This window comes from Shewanella basaltis, assembly GCF_023283885.1.
Classification (GTDB): Bacteria; Pseudomonadota; Gammaproteobacteria; order Enterobacterales; family Shewanellaceae; genus Shewanella; species Shewanella basaltis.
In genome coordinates this window covers 117215-136353 of sequence record NZ_JAKILA010000009.1, presented here as the reverse complement: position 1 = coordinate 136353, position 19139 = coordinate 117215, and the positions used below count along the sequence as shown (strand labels likewise).

Below are 19139 nucleotides of genomic sequence, written 5' to 3'. Positions count from 1 at the left end.
TTGGCTCGTCAAAATCAAGATTATGAGTCACAAAATAGGCACGTTAAATGGTAAATCATTCTCAGACCGTTAAAAAAAGCGGTGTTAATTATTTTATGCAAGGCTTTCAATTGATTAAACAACCGGGTCTGCGCTCATTTGTGTTTATCCCACTACTGATCAATATCGTCCTTTTTGCTGGGGCAATGTATTTTGCCGTAGGCAAGTTAACAGAACTTTTTGACTGGATGAACGGCCAATTGCCCGACTATTTAAGTTGGTTGAATTTCTTTTTATGGCCCTTGGCAATCTTAACCATGTTAGTTGTGATGTCGTTTGTATTTAGTTCGGTGATGAACTGGTTAGCGGCACCGTTTAATGGTTTACTCGCCGAAAAAGTTGAGCAACATCTTACCGGTAAAAATCTAAACACCGGCAGCTCTATCGACATGATAAAAGACTTGCCTCGTGTACTTGGACGAGAGTGGACAAAATTAAAATATTATCTTCCTAGAGCATTACTCTTTTTAATATTGTTTTGGGTGCCTGTCATTGGCCAAACAGCTGCGCCAATTTTGTGGTTTTTGTTTACGGCATGGATGATGGCAATTCAATATTGTGACTACCCATTTGACAACCATAAAGTCAGCTTTGATGACATGAAATTTGCGCTTAAAAACACCAAAGGATCCAGTTATAGTTTTGGCGCATCGGTTACCTTGTTTTCAATGATCCCTATCGTTAATTTTATCGTCATGCCTGTCGCCATTTGCGGTGCAACCTCTATGTGGGTTGATAAATATCGAGAAGCATACAAAAACCCGATAGTCGCGCCAGAATAAGCTTTCCCCAGCGTTACAAAAGCCATCCTTAAGCCTGTTCTGCCGAACAGGCTTTTTGTTTAGCCAATATCCTGTAACAATTGATTGATATTTTAGTCACAAGTCAGACCTGCCATCAGTGCACTTTTTTGCGACAATAACCAAAATAACAATAAAGAGAAACTGTGATTGTGATTAATACTTTTCGTGCCGTGCTTGCCGCTGGTTTGTTTTTTGCTGTTGCTCCCCAAACCAGTGTTGCCGGTTCTAGCCAACAATTTCATTTAGACATCCCAACAATCAACCAAGATATCGACATCGATGGTGATTTCAATGAGCCTGTTTGGCAGCAAGCTGCACAGGTTATGTTAAAATACGAAACCTCACCGGGTGAGAATATTGCCGCCCCGGTAACAACTTACGCGAAAGTTTTTGCCTCTAAAACCAGTTTATATTTTGCGTTTATCGCCCATGACCCATCACCCGAAAATATCAGGGTAAACCTAAGAGATCGAGATAAGTCCTGGGGCGACGATATGGTGGGTATAAAACTTGATACCTTTAATAATGCCCGTCTTGCTTATCAATTTTTTATAAACGCTTATGGAGTACAAAGTGATTCCATCGAAAACGAGCTAACAGGCGAAGAAAGCGATGCCTGGGACGGTATTTGGTACAGCAAAGGCAAATTAACTCAACAAGGTTACCAGGTTGAAATACAACTGCCGCTGCGCTTGTTTAACTTTGATGACAGTCACCCGTTACAAACATGGGGAATCGAATTAATCCGTTTTTACCCGCGCAATGAAACCCACAGGTTCTCGACTCACCAAATTGATCGTAATGTGTCTTGCCAACTTTGCCAACTGGGTACCGCCTCAGGCCTTGCTGGGGCAACACAAGGCAAAGACCTACAAATAACGCCATCTTTTGTTGCCGATCAAAGCCACCAACGAGAACTTGCACCTAGGGGGCCATGGCAAGATAGCAGCAACGTTGAAGCCGGTGTTGACTTGCGTTGGGGGATCACCCCCACAACCTTGTTAAACGCTACGGTTAATCCGGATTTCTCTCAAGTAGAAGCCGATGCAGGGCAATTAGATGTAAATAACACTTTTGCGCTATTTTTCCCTGAAAAACGCGCGTTTTTTTTAGACAACAAAGACTATTTTGATACCCAGTTAGCATTACTCCACACCCGCAATATTGGCTCACCCGATTACGGTATTAAACTGACCAGTAAGACAGATGACCACACCTTTGCCATGTTGGCGGCTAATGACATTCAAAGCCAATTTTTGGTGCCCGGTAATCTCAGTTCAGACATTGCCGTGATCAATGAGCAAAGCCATAACGTTGCAACTCGCTATCGATTTGACCCCAGCAAGCAATTCTCGATTGGTGGTTTAGTGACCTTAAAACAAGCGGATGATTACCATAATTATTTGGCCAGTATGGACGTAAAATATCAACCGACAAAGCAAGACACCTTTACGGCGCAATATGCCCATTCGCAAACTCAATACCCAGATGACTTTTTTAATCAGTTTTGTGGCCCAGACGATTGTAGTGACACCATTGATGACTGTGAAATGGGCAATTGTGCCATTAACGAGCGAGTACTGCGCACCAATAAAAACGGTGAATTTAACGATGCAATGTACAATATCGCTTATCAACATGAGCGCAGAAACTGGTATGTATCAACAAATTATGAATCGATTGGTAGCGATTTTAGAGCCGATTTAGGTTTTATTGATAAAGTTGATTTAACTAAGTATGTGTTTGGTGGCGGTTATATTTGGTATCCAGACAACCATTTTTTTAGCCGCATAGAGTTAGGCGGAGATTGGGACATTACCCATAGCCAAAATAACGAGCGTCTCGAACAAGAAACGGAAATGTTTATTGAACTTGAAGGAGGCCTACAAAGTTACATTGCAACAGGCATGATACAACGCGAGCGTGTGGGCAGACGCCATAACCCCAGTGTGATTGACATTGACCAAAATACCACGATGTTCGAAGAAACCTTAGGCTGGTTGTATACCAACTTTACCCCTGTCAGCGCTTTAACGTTAGAGCTCGATATGTATTTGGGTGATGATATCGATTTTGCCAATAATCGCCCAGCTAAAGTGCAGATGTTTAACCCGGGGCTTGAATGGAAACTAACTGAGTCGCTAGTGCTCGACATCTCACACCGTTATCAAATTTTGGATGTTGACGATGGCCGTTTATTTACCGCAAACCTAAGTGACGTGCGCTTAAATTGGCAATTAACTCTCAACAGCTTTATTCGTTTAAGCAGTGTGTATACCCAAATTGAGCGTGATCCTACTTTGTACCTATATCAACGACCGGATAAGCGTTATCGAGACTTAGGTAATGAATTACTTTATGGCTATAAATTAAACCCGCAAAGTGTATTTTATGTCGGCTATTCTGATGCATTTGCAGCAAACGATGACTTAGATTCATTAACCCAACATGAGAAAACGTACTTTATGAAGCTAAGTTACGCTTGGTTGTTATAACAGGATTAATGCCATCAGGATAAATAAATGATCAGATATTACGCCGGAAAAATCGCTTAGAACAGGGCAGAAATGGCAGCGAGGCCGCTGCGCTACCTGCAAAACTTGTACGATGTTATCAGCGCTGTTAGCCAGTAAGTAACCTGAGTTCGGGATAATAAATGCCTTTCAAACAGTCCTTTGCCCTGCTCACTGCGTTGAATCGACTTACAATAGGCTAGCTATTGACGCGTCAATTCGCCTTGTTAGCAGAACAAATGACAAGCTTGAAAGTGAGAATGGATAACATGTTGATTTTAAATAGTATAAGTTCATCCCTTATCCCGAGCTCAGGTTAAGTATGATCACATTTTTGTGCTGATTGATATCACGACATAGCGTCCCTTAAATTGAACCAACAAAAACGCCGTTGATACATTGCATCAACGGCGTTTTGTTTATCACAACTCATTTATTGCGCGTTAGTAAGTGATATCTCAGCGAGAATTTAAAAGGGCTTAAACAAGGCGAATGACTGAACGAATAGTGATTCTCTTTCGACGTCATGCAGCGCAGTGTAAGCCCTTTTAACACTATCCTAAAAGGAATGCCCCAGCCGATTTTGCTTTGCGGTTCTCGCTATTTGAAAAGGAACCACCATGACTACATAGCGACGCCTTAATCAAAAACCGCTGGACGCATTCACAGTGGTCACTTATTAATGCGCAATGGTATTACTGACTCATGACCTGGTTTCGACCTGCAGCCTTAGCTTGATACAGTAATTCATCTGCACGTTGCAGTGCATGGTCTAAGGTTTCATTTTCTCTTGTCGACACACCACAACTAAACGACACATGCAAATCACCTGCACTGGTGTTGATAGGATTAGCAGCACACTGCTCTCTAAATTTATTGATTAAGGTGCTGGCCTTAGTACTGTCTAAACCTTTAAAGGCAATAACAAACTCTTCACCCCCAAAGCGTGCAACAGTAAAATTAGCACCAAAGGCGTTTTCGAGTCGCTGAGCAAACTCAATTAACACTTGATCGCCGGTATCATGGCCATGTGTATCATTAATTTTTTTAAAAAAATCGATGTCCAGCAATGCCACTGTTAACCGCCCGCTTTCACTGTCTTTGGTGTCATGTTGACTGAAAAAATACCGACGGGTATAAGATTTGGTTAAATAATCTCGATTGGCTTTAGCCCATAGATTACGCATCATATCAAGCGAATCTAGGGTGTTTAGTACACGGCAATGAAACTCTTCATGCACAAACGGTTTTTGCAAAAAGTCATTCGCCCCATTTTTAATGAATTTAGCCGACAAACTTTCGTCGTTGTCATTCGATAAGCCAATAATGGCAATATCTTCACGATGATACTTTTCACGTACGCGTAAAATAAGCTCAACACCGTCAATTTTCGGCATATTGTAATCAGTAATAAGCAATTGGATGTCAGGTTCGCGCTCGAGCACCTCAAGGGCTTCTTCACCGTCATTCGCCTCTAGCACCTGAAACAAATGATGCTCTAATAACATACGCACAAACTTGCGGCTCACGACAGAGTCATCGGCCACTAACACCTTAACCTGTTGGTTACGGTATAACCTATCTATAAGCTTAACAACATACTGGTAGCTATATCGATTATCTTTAGGAATATAGTCCACAATACCAAGTTTAAGGATTTCACGCCGTTGATGAGCGTCTAAATTACTGGTCAGCACAATACAAGGGGTTTTATAAGACGATAATACCAGACGCACAATGTCGCCATTTGATGCGTCAGGTAAATTTAAATCGGCTACAACAACAAAGTATTGATGTTGCTCTAATAATGTCAGCGCGCAGGACATATCTGGAGCAATGTCTACGTGATACCCTAATTCTTGAACAATTAAATGCTTAAGTACCTTAGATACCATATGAGAATCTTCAACAATCAATACTCGCAATATATTCACCTTGTTCGTTATCTGTGTACTTTAGCACTTTTCTAGCACGATACTGCCTATCGAATAACCCGCGCCAAATGAACATAATAGCCCTAAGTCACCAGATTTAAAATCTTGATTAAACTTATGAAATGCTATCACAGAACCCGCAGACGCGGTATTGGCGTATTCATCTAATACGATTGGCGCCTGGCTAGGCTCCACATTGTCGCCAAGCAGCTTCTTAACGACAAATAAATTCATATTAATGTTAGCCTGATGCAGCCATAAACGTTTAAATTCTTCAGGCTTGATTTGCTCATCGGCAAATTGGCTGTCTAGGTGATGGTAAATCATTGGCAGCAATTCTTTAAACACTTTACGGCCTTGTTGATGAAATAGCTTATCAGCACTGTTAGCCGTAGCCGGATCGCATCGATTAACAAAACCAAAGTTACTGCGGATGTTACTTGAGTAATCAGTCACACAACGAGTCGATAGCACGCTAAATGCATTCGTTGAGGTGGCAAGCTCAGCGCGCTCAACCACTACGGCTGTCGCCACATCCCCAAAGATAAAGTGGCTATCGCGATCGCGAAAGTTAATCTGTGGTGAAGTCAATTCAGGATTAATCACAAGTACGCGATTAGCTGTGCCGCCACGAATAGCATTCACGGCGTTAACAATAGCAAACGTTGCCGACGAACAGGCAACAAGCATGTCATAAGCAAACCCTTTGGTGCCCATGGCTTGCTGAATTTCAATGGCAATAGCAGGATAGGCTCTTTGGGTATAAGCACATGCAACGATCACCAAATCAATATCTTCTGCATTAACATTAGCCTGCTCAAGTGCTTGCTTTGCTGCTGCAATGCCCATTTCAGCTTGCATAGATAAGGCTTCAGAAGGTTTATCTGCAATTAATGGCATCATGATGTCGGTATCTAAAATACCGTCTTTAACCATCACATAACGGCTTTTAATGCCAGATGCTTTTTCAATAAACTCACTTGATGAGTACGCTAATGCCGCTGTTGTACCTGCGTCTATGTCTTCAGCATGTTGTTGATTGAACTGATCAACATAACTGTTGTAACAAGTCACTAGTTCATCATTGGACACACTGTAAGGTGGTGTGTATAAACCACTACCCGAAATCACAACTTTATTCATTTTGCTTTACCATTATTTATGAGTAAGTGAGTTAATGCTCAATGAGTAACGAAACGGTCCCCTGATGTGAGTTAAGTATAATGATATTTTTGCCATCATTACCCTCGACATCTGTCACGTTACATTTAAGCGAGCCAAATTAACTGATTGCAGCTATTCTAGTATTTTATATTTTGTTTTCGTCATACTAAATTAATTTTGCATAATGGTCAGACCATCAAACGGACAATATTTAGCCTAAAAGCCCAGTATTCCTGCAAAAACTGTTATTTTAGCATAACAGGCTTAACGCTAATAACTAAAAAGAATAAAGAAGAACAAACTTTCACTTCTAAATCTTGTCTATCTGACTATGATTGAAGCATGCAACCATAGGAGCAAATAATCCATGAGCAAAATTTTCGAAGATAATTCATACACTTTAGGTAATACCCCGTTAGTTCGTTTAAACCGTGTCAGCAATGGTAAGGTGCTAGCAAAAGTAGAAGCGCGTAACCCAAGCTTTAGTGTTAAGTGTCGTATCGGCGCAAACATGATTTGGGATGCCGAGAAAAAAGGCTTGCTAACCAAAGACATCGAGTTAATCGAACCCACTTCAGGTAACACAGGTATTGCACTTGCTTATGTTGCTGCTGCACGTGGTTATAAATTAACCCTTACCATGCCAAACACCATGAGTTTAGAGCGTCGTAAACTGCTTAAAGCATTAGGCGCTAACCTAGTGTTAACTGAAGGCGCTAAAGGCATGAAAGGCGCGATTGATAAAGCGGAAGAAATCCGTCAATCTGCTCCTGAAAAATATTTAGTGCTTGGTCAATTCAGTAACCCTGCAAACCCAGAGATACACGAAAAAACCACAGGTCCAGAAATTTGGAACGATACCGATGGTGCAGTTGATGTGTTTGTTGCTGGTGTGGGTACTGGTGGAACACTAACAGGTGTAAGTCGCTACCTTAAAGCACAAGGCAAAACCATTACCTCAGTGGCCGTTGAGCCAGTTGATTCACCTGTCATTGCCCAAGCATTAGCAGGCCAACCAATTCAACCAGGTCCTCACAAAATCCAGGGGATTGGTGCTGGATTTATTCCGGGTAACCTTGACCTTTCGATTATTGATCGTGTTGAAGCGGTCACTAACGAAGAGTCGATTGAAATGGCTCGTCGTTTAATGAAAGAAGAAGGTATCCTCGTGGGTATTTCTTCAGGGGCTGCTGTTGTTGCAGCCAACCGCATTGCTGCACTACCTGAGTTTGCAGACAAAACAATTGTGGTTGTATTACCTTCTGCGGCTGAACGTTATTTATCATCAGTATTATTTGCTGGTGAATTTGGCGACAGCGAAAACGTACAATAAATAATATGATATAAATCGGTCAATCGATTGATACCCATAAAATGCCAGCTTACTTTTGCTGGCATTTTTATTTTGTCTCGCTCAATGTTAACTAACCTCAACTCTGGATAAGAGATGTATTGATAACGATATAAATCAATAGATTGACTAAAATCCACTGTCAAGCTTGTGATTTGTTTTGCTAACAAGGCGAATTAACGCGTCAATAGCTAGCCTATTGCAAGTTAATTCAACGCAGTGAGGAAGGCAAAGGACTGCTTGAAAGGCGTTTGTTATCCAGAGCTGAGGTTAACTAACCAAATAAACTGCATAAAAACCAATTAATCTCGATTTAAACCGGTATATTGACTAAGCCATTTTACAATGCGACGCCGCCCTCAATATATTGTATCCAATATCCTATCGTACTGTTTAGCATCATATTTACTGTTAAATATCTCATTATTAAAAATATTCATCTAAATTTTTAATTATTTAACACTACATTTATATAACATTTAAGATTAAAAAATATTCAGAACTTTATTGCGCACATATTATTTAAATACAACTTAATAACAATTTCAGCCTGTGTAAATCAACTCCTTTACAAATTAGCGGACTAGTCACTCATTTGTGACCTTTTTGTTTATTAAAATAAAAATTTAAGTTAACGCTTAAATTAAAACCAGCTAATTTTAGAGTATTGTTTTTTATTTTATTAATCGCTATACCCTTGCTTGTGTAATGTTATGTCAATTTGTTTTGTCATTTATTGACCGCAATTACACCATAATAAAAAACATTTCTGGGAGTGATACATGCAAGTTTATTCAACATTATCCAATGCGGTTCGCATTGCGTTAGTGACAGGTGCAGCAATGTCTGCCACCACATCAATCAATGCGGTAGCTGAAGAAGCCGCATCAAATGTAGAACGTATTTCCGTTACAGGCTCACGTATTATTCGTGAAGGTGCTATTGCGCCAACCCCTGTTACTGTCATTACAGGCGATGAGTTATTATCTACGGGTGTAACCAATATTGGTGAAGCGCTAAACCAATTACCTGCACTTGGCAACACCTACTCATTGGCAAACTCTGGACGTTTCATCGGGACATCAGGGCTTAACTTACTTGATTTAAGAAGTATGGGGACCGCCAGAACCTTAGTATTAGTTAACGGTAAACGTCATGTATCTAGCTCTGCAGGGACTTCATCTGTAGACGTTAACACAATCCCAAGTGTGTGGATTGATAAAGTAGAAGTGATCACCGGCGGTGCATCAGCTATTTATGGTGCGGATGCGGTTACTGGTGTGGTTAACTTTATCTTAAAGAAAAATGTCACCGGTCTAGATGTTTCAGCCACCAAAGGCTGGGCAGATGACAGTGACCACAACAAAGACAGATTTTCGTTATCTTATGGTCAAGATTTTGCGCAAGGCGACGGTAATGTGGCTTTTGCCGTGGAATACAGTGCACAAGAGCAACTGCGTGCATTTGACCGCGAGCAAACGTCAACATCTTTTGCAAGCTTAACTAACACTGACCGTACCGTTGATAATAACGACCCAGCGGACCCAGATAAAATCTTAACCCCTAATGCAGGCCATTACAGCATTAGTAACGCTGGTACGTTTTATTTAGATGGTTGGAAGACCTTTAATGCCGACGGTTCAATGAAAGATGTGTACCTAGGTGAAAATGTTGATGGTATTCGTTGTGCTGATTGTGATTTCACTAATTTAAACCAATTTGTTGAATTGCAGCCAGAATTTGAACGCTACAATATTAACTTTAAAACCAATTACCAATTAAACGACGACCACAACGTGTATTTTGAAGCAAAATACGTCAATAGTCAGTCAACTGACGAAGGTCAACCAGCGTTTTTCTTTGGTAGTGCTGTCAATAACGTGAGCATTGATAACGCCTTTATCAGCCCTGAACTTGTTGCATTGATGCAAGAAAACAATGTAGACACCATAAACGTTCGCCGTTTTATGACAGATCTTGGTGTACGTATCGAAGATGATACCCGCGAAACACAACGCTATGTTTTAGGCTTAGACGGTATTGTTTTTGAAGATTGGGACTATGATCTGTATGCCGTTTATGGCCAAACCGATCTAGAACGCGTCAATAAAAACAACCTAGTTTATAGTAATTATTCAAACGCGCTTGACTCTATTTTAGTCGATGGCGAAGCAGTATGTCGCGATGAAGCTGCAAGAGCGGCAGGCTGTGTTGCTGTAGATATATTTGGGTTTGGTGCACCTAGCCAAGAAGCCATTGATTATATCAATACCACGTCTGTTGGCACCTCGGTAATTAAACAAACCGTATTAGGCGGCAGCATGACAAACTCTGGTTTGTTTGAAATGCCAGCAGGTTATGTCGGCTTCTCTACCGGGGTTGAATACCGTAAAGAACAAAGTGAAATCTTTGAGCCTGATAATGCTGAAGGAACGTTCTTTAACGTATTGGGTGAAGACAAAGGCGAATTTGACGTCAGTGAAGTCTTTGCCGAAATGACAGTACCATTACTCGCCGATTTACCTATGGTTCGCCAGCTAGATCTCGACTTGGCTATCCGTTTTGCTGATTACAGCACCATAGGCAATGCTACCACCTGGAAAACCGGTTTAAGCTGGGAAGTCGACGACGAAGTGCGTGTTCGTACAACCTACTCTGAAGCAATCCGCGCGCCTAACATCAGTGAACTATACGGCGCAGCAAGCCAAACATTCTTCAGTGTTGATGACCCATGTCGTACGTCAAACTTAGACGATTTAAGCGATGCAAGTATTCGCACAGCTAACTGTGCAGCGTTAGGTATTCCAAGTGGTTTTGATTCAGAGTATGACGACAAAACACTTGAAGGCTTAAGCGGCGGTAATGAAGACTTAAAAGAAGAAGAGTCAACAAGTTACACTTTAGGCGTAGTATATCAACCAAGCTTTATTGATGGTTTATCTATCACGACTGATTACTGGGATATCGAAATCGAAAACGCCATCAGCGCTGTTGGTGCTCAAGATATTCTTAACCGTTGTGTTGACTCTACAAGTGGTATCAATAATGAATACTGTAGCTTAATCACTCGTGATTCAAGCAGTGGTGAAATTACTCAGATTAGACAGTTCTCACTCAATATCGCTTCACTTGAAGCAGCGGGTATCGACTTTGATATTCGCTACACATTTGAAGCTTTTGAAGGTGACGTATCAACTAACCTGATTGCAACTCGTCTACTTAAACGTAATGATTATTCATTCCAAGATGAGCCAGACACTTATGAAGAACTTGCAGGCACTGCAGGTTATGCTGAGTGGCAAGCAAACTGGAGCATTAGCTATGCAATCAATAATTGGGATTACGCATGGAGAACCCGTTATGTTCAAGCTGTAGACTTATACACTAACTACACGCTAGACAATAATGCTAACCCAAGCAGCAGCATGGCCTACGACGACTACTACATTAGTGATGTGTCTGTCGCGTATAACTTTGACTCTGGCGTCACATTGAAGTTTGGTATCGACAACGTATTTAACCGTGACTTACCTTACGGTACTACGGGTACTGATACCGCAAGTTCAGCTTATGACAACGTCGGTCGCTTCTTCCACACTACAGCCACTTACACGTTTTAATTTTTAAAACTGTGTTGGCATAAGTGTTGTGTGTTAAACGGCATCGCAAGATGCCGTTTTTTTATTTAAAGCATTTTGCTCATTCAGCGCCTACGTATTTCCTAAAATAGTGCCAATCGCGCCACAAAACCATCATTAATCACTATCCCCCTTTGTCAAAATAACCGAACATAGACTCAACTGATCTTATTGTGCGTTAATTAGCGAGAGTGTAAATGGGATTCAACAAAACAGATGACTGAATAAATAGCGATGCGCTTTCAACGTCATGCAACGCATTTATAAGTCCTTTTATACTCGCACAAATAAATGCTCCAGCCACTTTTTGCACCCTCGCTATTTAACAGAGCAAGCATGACAACATAGTGACGCCTTAAGCCAAAATGACTGCAAGCAAAAGCGGCCGGTTATCAATAGGCAATGGCATAACACAATCAACAGGAAAATGTATGCACTTCACATTAAAACAAATTGCTGTTTTTGATGCAGTAGCGAGCTTTGAAAGTGTTAGCGCTGCTGCTAAAAAATTATCGATGAGTCAGTCTGCAGTAAGCATGTCGTTGAGCCAGCTTGAGCACTTACTGGGTAGACCCTTGTTCATCCGTCAGGGAAATCGGTTAATCATGAGTCACTGGGGCCAATGGTTACGCCCAAGAGCACAAAAATTACTTCAGGATGCTCAACAAATTACCCTAGGCCTGCATGACCAGCATATTGTTAGCGGTACAGTAAAGTTATGTTCAAGCCAAACCGCAGCAGAACACCTACTGCCTCAGCTTATCAGTAAAATTGATAATGACTTTCCGGAGTTGAGGATCGAAATAGCCGTTGAAAACAGTGACCACGTAGCAAAAGAAGTGCTGGATTACCAATATGATATAGGCGTCATTGAAGGACGGATAGATGACAGTAGGTTGCATCAAGAACCCTGGATAGACGACCATCTTGTGGTTGTCGCTTCTCCCCATCATCCTTTTGCTCAACAGCCAAAAACAAACGTATCACAATTAGCACAAGCAAAATGGGTACTTAGAGAGCCAGGGGCGGGTACAAGACGAATTTTTGATGCCGCAATACATGGTTTAATTGATAACCTCAATGTCTGGAAAGAATACGAGCAAGTGGGCTTATTAAAAGCACTTGTTAAAAATGGCGTGTATTTAAGCTGCCTCCCCTATTTAGATATTGAAAAAGACGTTTCTAAAGGGGATCTGGTCATCCTACACACGCCACAACTCAACTTAAATCGTCATTTATCGTTTATCTGGCGCCAGGATACTGGTGAAAACCCGCTGCGTGACTGCCTCATTGCAGAAGCAAAGCGAATGACAAAAGAATCGCGATAGCGTTATTGCGCGTTCCCCCCGCAAACATGATGATGATGTTAACGCATCATTCATCTGTGTGGTTTATGCTAAAAAACCACTAAATCATGACCCTTTCTTAAGAGATACCCTCCTTCGCCAACACGTCAGCCTGCAAACGCTCGTCCCCCGGTTATTTTTTATTCGCCGCAGTAACATCGTTCGCATACGACATAAGTTCATTCACACGTTATTCGTTAACCTAAGGTCATGATCGATTCAGCAGAATCGATACACAGTATCAAGCTGCATAAAATTCAAGCAACAAACCTGAGTTAAAGGACCATTCAATGATCTAATAATGCCATTAATTTGTTAACCAGCTCCCACTTCAAGTAAACAAAACATCAACTTTATTGATAGCAAGTGATGACAAGGGCAAGCCTATGCTAACATCTAGGGTAAATTGGTCTTACCAAGAAGTGTAAGGACTAAAAAGGACATCACTGTGGTGCTCATTTTTCGGTATTACAGTTGAACAAAGTGATCAGAGCGCAGTCGCTCTTTGGCTAGCTGACCGATTGGACAACCGCCATCACTCAATGGAACACACTCAACTTCATCAATTGATGAAATAACCTGTTCTTTTCGGAGAATGAGAAATTATGTCAGATAAAAGCAGTCAAGCAGCCACACCCGATACTGACGCGAGTTACCGCGAACTTCACCGCCCCGCCAGTGAATTTGCCACCCGCGATGCCTACCTAGAAAACGAATTAAAAATAATGAAGCCAAAACGCTGGGGACTTAACCTTCCAGGGCGTGATTTTCGCTTTGAATGGGAAGACTTAGTCCCGGCCATTGCTGGTACCATAGGTATTACCGTAATGTACTCAGCGGTAATGGCAGCATGGGCTGCTGGGCTGAGTGAAAAATGGGAGCACGTGAACCTTGGGGCCGAGTTTGCCATTCAAATCGTACGAGTAGAAATGCTCATTCCAGCTTTGTTGTTTTGTATTATCAGCTCAGGGTTAATTAACCCTCGAGCCAACCTTGGCGGCAACCATGGCCCAATGATCCCACTTATTGGCACTATCGCACTTGCTGGTGCCCACCCATTAGCATTGGCCATTCTTATCGGGATATTTGGCTTATTACTGAGCTACTTTAAAGGCGGGTCAAAACTGGTCAACCTTACCAGTAGTGGCGTAGCTGGCGGCTTATTAGTGTTCCTTGGATTTATGGGCGCAAAAAGCCAAATTGGCTCATTGTTTGACTGGGCCGGCGGCTTACAGGCTAAGCACAGCCTAGATTATTCATTAGGTTATGTCGCCTTTATCATTTTGGTAATAAACGTCATTATTTACGCTTCACTGGCCAAATTTGGCAAGCGTTGGCTAGCCATTCCGTTATGTTCTATTGCCGCAATAGCCTTGGCATTTGGTTTAGGCGCTGGGCTTGATTTACAATTTACGACTGCACCGGGTATCCCAAATTTAAACCCTGTTTATTGGTGGGGCTCTACCAAGCATGGTTGGATGTTAGGCTTACCGAATATGGCACACTTTATTGCCTCGTTACCCTTTGCCATTTTAGCCGTTGCCATGTGGTCACCAGACTTTTTAGGCCACAGGATCTTCCAGGAGTTGAACTACCCTAAAGGCGCTGAAAAAGTACTGATGGATGTAGACGACACCATGACTACATGTTCAATCAGACAAATGGTCGGCACGGCTGTAGGTGGAGGTAACATTACTTCATCTTGGGGCACCTATATGATCCCTGCGGCTATTGCTAAACGCCCTATTCCAGCAGGCGCCATTCTACTTGGCAGTTTATGTATCATTGTTGCGATTATCGGTTATCCAATGGACATCACGGTATGGCGCCCTGTGATGTCAATCGCTTTGCTTGTGGGGGTGTTTTTACCTTTACTTGAAGCTGGTTTACAAATGGTTAAAGACACGACAAGCTCTCAATCTGCCGGCATTTGTATATTTGCGGCCTTTGTTGCTAACCCCGTACTGGCATGGGCATTAACGATGCTACTTGATAACAACGGCTTAATTGGCGACAAAGAACGTCCTAAAACCTTGTCTTTTGCTGACCGTATCGTGATCCCAGGTCTTGCATTTGTGATTTGTTTAGCCGCCATGCTTGCCGTGGGTATGATTGAAGGCATCCCCGCTTTGCTATAATGCCCTCACTCATAGAAGCACTAAAAAAGCGAAACAGATCATGTTTCGCTTTTTTTATTTGCCGACAAAGTCCAAATAAAAATCGGGAGTGTTAACCAGTTAACAGTTTTACCAATTGGTTGACGAATTGTGCCGAAAATACTGACTGCTTGTGCTATTATTAACACATGGATAAATGGTCTTACCAATTTAAACCATTAGCCGGTTACTTCATCTGAAGCGTCATTAAGTGAGTTAGGCACATCGATTGCCAAAAATGTCGCAGCAGCGGTAAACGACTCAGTCTAGCGAACATTCCTAGACACTAGAATGCCAACACTCAACGGATAGCTGCACTAGTTTGACTTGCAACGTGTCCGTAGTTAAACAACCAGAGGGTTAAGTAAATGACAGATAAAACCGAACTATTTGCCAATGCGTGGGAAGGTTTCGTAGCAGGCGATTGGAAAACAGAAGTTAACGTACGTGACTTTATCCAAAAGAACTACACGCCATACGAGGGTGACGAGTCATTCTTAGAAGGCGCAACAGATGCCACAGTATCGCTTTGGGATAAAGTGATGGAAGGCATCAAGCTAGAAAACCAAACTCACGCCCCTGTCGATTTTGATACTGATATGGTGTCGACCATTACCTCGCACGATGCGGGTTACATCAACAAAGATCTGGAAACCATCGTAGGTTTACAAACCGACGCACCGCTAAAACGCGCTATGTTACCTAATGGCGGTATTCGCATGGTTGAGGGTTCTTGTCAGGCTTATGGCCGCGAACTGAACCCAGACGTACAATATACATATTCAGAGTTACGTAAAACTCATAACCAGGGGGTATTTGACGTATACACCCCCGAAATCATGGCTTGTCGTAAATCAGGTGTATTAACAGGTTTACCTGATGCCTACGGTCGCGGGCGTATCATTGGTGACTATCGTCGTATCGCGTTATACGGTATCGACTACCTAATGAAAGACAAATTTAACCAGTTTGCGTCACTACAAGCACAAATGGAAGCGGGTGAAGATTTACAAAGCGTCATCCAGCTTCGTGAAGAAATCGCAGAGCAACATCGTGCATTAGGCCAAATGAAAACGATGGCAGCTAAGTACGGTTGTGATATTTCTGTGCCTGCTAAAAATGCCAAAGAAGCCATTCAATGGACCTACTTTGGCTATCTTGCAGCAGTGAAAAGCCAAAACGGCGCAGCCATGTCTTTAGGCCGTACTTCAACATTCCTTGATATCTTTATTGAACGCGACTTAAAAAGTGGTGTACTAACAGAACAACAAGCACAAGAAATGGTTGACCATTTCGTGATGAAACTGCGTATGGTGCGTTTTTTACGTACACCTGAATACGATGAATTGTTCTCAGGCGACCCAATTTGGGCAACAGAGTCAATTGCCGGTATGGGTCTTGATGGTCGTACTTTAGTCACCAAATCAAGTTTCCGTTTCTTGCACACACTCTACAACATGGGTGCAAGTCCAGAGCCAAACATCACAGTATTGTGGTCAACACAATTACCACAAGCGTTTAAAAACTACTGTGCCAAGGTATCGATTGACACCAGCTCAATCCAATATGAAAACGATGACCTAATGCGTCCAGACTTTGAGTCTGACGATTACGCTATCGCATGTTGTGTCAGCCCAATGGTTGTGGGTAAACACATGCAGTTTTTTGGTGCACGTGCTAACTTAGCTAAAACCATGCTGTATGCTATCAATGGCGGTGTTGACGAAAAACTAAAAATACAAGTTGCCCCTAAAGCAGATGCGATTACCAGCGACGTACTTGAATTTGATGACGTCATGTCTCGTTTAGACGGCTTAATGGATTGGTTAGCAACTCACTATGTCACTGCACTTAACGCGATTCACTTTATGCATGACAAGTATTCTTACGAATCAGCGTTAATGGCATTACACGACCGTGATGTGCGCCGTACCATGGCTTGTGGTATCGCCGGTTTATCGATTGCAGCGGATTCATTATCGGCCATTAAATACGCCAAAGTGACACCTATTCGTGACGAAGACGGTATTGCCGTTGACTTTAACATTGAAGGCGATTATCCAAAATTTGGTAACAACGACCCACGTGTTGATGACATTGCTTGCGACTTAGTTGAGCGCTTTATGGCTAAAATTCGCGATAAAAAAATGTATCGTAATGCCATTCCAACTCAGTCAATTTTAACCATTACCTCTAACGTGGTTTATGGTAAAAAAACAGGTAACACACCAGACGGTCGTCGTTCAGGCGCCCCATTTGCACCCGGTGCCAACCCAATGCATGGCCGTGATGAAAATGGCGCTATAGCCTCATTAACTTCCGTCGCTAAATTGCCTTTTGCCCACGCACAAGACGGTATTTCTTATACCTTCTCTATTGTGCCAAATGCATTAGGCAAAGACGACAGCGGCCGTCGTACTAACCTCGCAGCATTAATGGACGGATATTTTGCGAGCAAAGCAAGCCGTGAAGGTGGGCAACACTTAAACGTCAACGTGATGAACCGTGAAATGCTTGAAGATGCCATTGTCAATCCAGATAAATACCCACAATTGACCATTCGTGTTTCAGGCTACGCTGTGCGATTTAACGCGCTAACCCCTGAGCAACAGCAGGATGTTATCACGCGTACTTTCACTAAAGGTCTGTAGTCTCTGCTAAAATTGGCTGTATCGAAGAAGCAACACTCTCGATACAGCCTTTTTTATCGACGTTTAAGGAACAAGCATGACGCTAGGTCGCATACATTCAGTGGAATCATTTGGTACAGTTGATGGACCGGGGATCCGCTATATCACGTTTTTGCAAGGTTGCCTGATGCGCTGCCAATATTGCCATAACCGTGACACATGGGATCTAGAAGGTGGCAAGCTAATGTCTGTAGATGACATTATGAAACAAGTCGTTTCTTACCAGCCTTTTTTAGACGCCAGCGGTGGCGGGCTGACAGCCAGTGGCGGTGAAGCCATACTCCAGGCACAATTTGTAAGCGAACTGTTTAAAGCATGCAAAGCACAAGGCATACATACTTGCTTAGACACTAACGGTTTTGTCCGTAAATACGACCCCGTCATTGACGAACTCCTCGACAATACCGATCTTGTGTTACTCGATATCAAGCAAATGAATGACGCAAAACACATCGATTTAACTAAAGTCAGTAATCATCGCACGTTGCAATTTGCTCAATACCTTGCAAAACGCAACATTAAAACCTGGATACGTTATGTGGTAGTGGCAGGATTTACTGAAGATGTGCAATCAGCTATTGAATTAGCCGAGTTTATTAAACCAATGCAAAATGTCGAAAAAGTTGAACTACTGCCCTATCACGCTTTAGGCGAACATAAATGGCAATCATTTGGTGAGCAATACACCCTAGCTAATGTCAGTGCGCCAAGCGCACAAACAATGCAACAATTGCAGCAGGTGTTTCTCGATAGAGGCATAAAAGCGACATATTAATAAAGATTTTGGCCAAAAAACACTAAATTAGCAGTCACTTAAACAGCGAATGAATTATAATTGCTCCCAGTAACTGCGATCTAATCGTTCAAAAGCCAATTTCAAAATGGCTGCCATGTCTAAATAACAGGCTTTGGCACCCAGCGGTTGACAGGCAATTCCCATCTCAGTCAATGTTGAACTGAGTTGGTTGCCCCAATCAAATAATGACAATGGCAACGGGTGGCGAGCGCGCCATCCAAGCCAAAATAAGCCCTGTATAGGCAAGCTAATAAAAAACAACAATAGGGTAATAGCTTGGGGTAAAAAATCCCAACCTAAAACATACAGCTGACTCGCTGCAGCAGCCACACCAAGCACAGGCATGGTAATCATGGCTAATTGAGTTGCTTTGACCACGCGATATTCAGGGAAATAACTCCCCAGTTGTCGCACCATTGGCCAAGTGTTCATATAGCGACGACCGTCAGTAAAAAGCGTAATGACATTCATGTTCAATAAGGGTACCTAAACTACGAAGTACATGGGTTAAACATTAGCATAATACCAAGCATTGTTCTAAATAACCTGAACTCGAGATAAAAGGTGCAAACAAAGCAAATTAATGCGTCAACTGTCAGCCTATAGGATGTTTATTCAACACAGCTAGCCCGACAGCATATTTAAGATACACCTGGGGTAATGTTTAAGTAAAGCATCAAGATTACTCCAAATAAATTTTTATTATTTT

Annotated in this window: 11 protein-coding genes; 8 read left to right on the top strand and 3 right to left on the bottom strand. The window is 42.2% G+C overall.

The window, feature by feature from the left end; all coding sequences use genetic code 11:
- Positions 1 to 47 precede the first annotated feature (47 nt).
- Both cysZ and L2703_RS08855 read left to right on the top strand, forming a co-directional pair.
- Positions 48 to 821, top strand: coding sequence for a sulfate transporter CysZ (cysZ, locus tag L2703_RS08860; protein ID WP_248970742.1), 774 nt, complete (start codon positions 48 to 50; stop codon positions 819 to 821).
- 164 nt (positions 822 to 985) lie between these two features.
- Positions 986 to 3337, top strand: coding sequence for a DUF5916 domain-containing protein (locus tag L2703_RS08855; RefSeq protein WP_428848652.1), 2352 nt, complete (start codon positions 986 to 988; stop codon positions 3335 to 3337).
- A gap of 713 nt (positions 3338 to 4050) precedes the next feature.
- On the opposite strand, the gene L2703_RS08850 is transcribed toward L2703_RS08855, so the two are convergent.
- Positions 4051 to 5280, bottom strand: a complete 1230-nt coding sequence (locus L2703_RS08850) for a response regulator (RefSeq protein WP_248970741.1) — start codon at positions 5278 to 5280, stop codon at positions 4051 to 4053.
- A 30-nt stretch (positions 5281 to 5310) separates the two neighbouring features.
- Positions 5311 to 6432: a beta-ketoacyl-ACP synthase III gene (locus L2703_RS08845; RefSeq protein WP_248970740.1), complete on the bottom strand. Its 1122-nt coding sequence runs from the start codon at positions 6430 to 6432 to the stop codon at positions 5311 to 5313.
- Between the two features lie 388 nt (positions 6433 to 6820).
- On the opposite strand from L2703_RS08845, the gene cysK reads away from it, so the two are divergent.
- The 6 genes from cysK to pflA all read left to right on the top strand — a co-directional run bounded on the left by cysK (position 6821) and on the right by pflA (position 18409).
- Positions 6821 to 7786 carry a cysteine synthase A gene (gene cysK, locus L2703_RS08840; RefSeq protein WP_248970739.1) on the top strand — a complete coding sequence of 322 codons (966 nt, stop codon included), beginning with the start codon at positions 6821 to 6823 and terminating at the stop codon, positions 7784 to 7786.
- Between the two features lie 800 nt (positions 7787 to 8586).
- A complete protein-coding gene (locus L2703_RS08835) occupies positions 8587 to 11424 on the top strand; it encodes a TonB-dependent receptor domain-containing protein (RefSeq protein ID WP_248970738.1) in 2838 nt (945 codons plus the stop codon).
- A gap of 449 nt (positions 11425 to 11873) precedes the next feature.
- A complete protein-coding gene (locus L2703_RS08830; RefSeq protein ID WP_248970737.1) occupies positions 11874 to 12770 on the top strand; it encodes a LysR substrate-binding domain-containing protein in 897 nt (298 codons plus the stop codon).
- Between the two features lie 623 nt (positions 12771 to 13393).
- Positions 13394 to 14926, top strand: a complete 1533-nt coding sequence (locus L2703_RS08825) for a DUF3360 family protein (protein ID WP_248970736.1) — start codon at positions 13394 to 13396, stop codon at positions 14924 to 14926.
- Positions 14927 to 15312: 386 nt separating this feature from the next.
- Positions 15313 to 17595 (top strand): formate C-acetyltransferase, encoded by a 2283-nt coding sequence (gene pflB, locus L2703_RS08820; protein WP_248970735.1) that lies wholly within the window; start codon positions 15313 to 15315, stop codon positions 17593 to 17595.
- 76 nt (positions 17596 to 17671) lie between these two features.
- On the top strand, positions 17672 to 18409 hold the full coding sequence (gene pflA / locus L2703_RS08815) for a pyruvate formate lyase 1-activating protein (protein WP_248970734.1): 738 nt from the start codon (positions 17672 to 17674) through the stop codon (positions 18407 to 18409).
- A gap of 54 nt (positions 18410 to 18463) precedes the next feature.
- Here the strand turns inward: pflA and yfbV are convergent, their stop codons facing one another.
- On the bottom strand, positions 18464 to 18901 hold the full coding sequence (gene yfbV, locus L2703_RS08810; protein ID WP_418358975.1) for a terminus macrodomain insulation protein YfbV: 438 nt from the start codon (positions 18899 to 18901) through the stop codon (positions 18464 to 18466).
- Between the last annotated feature and the right edge of the window lie 238 nt (positions 18902 to 19139).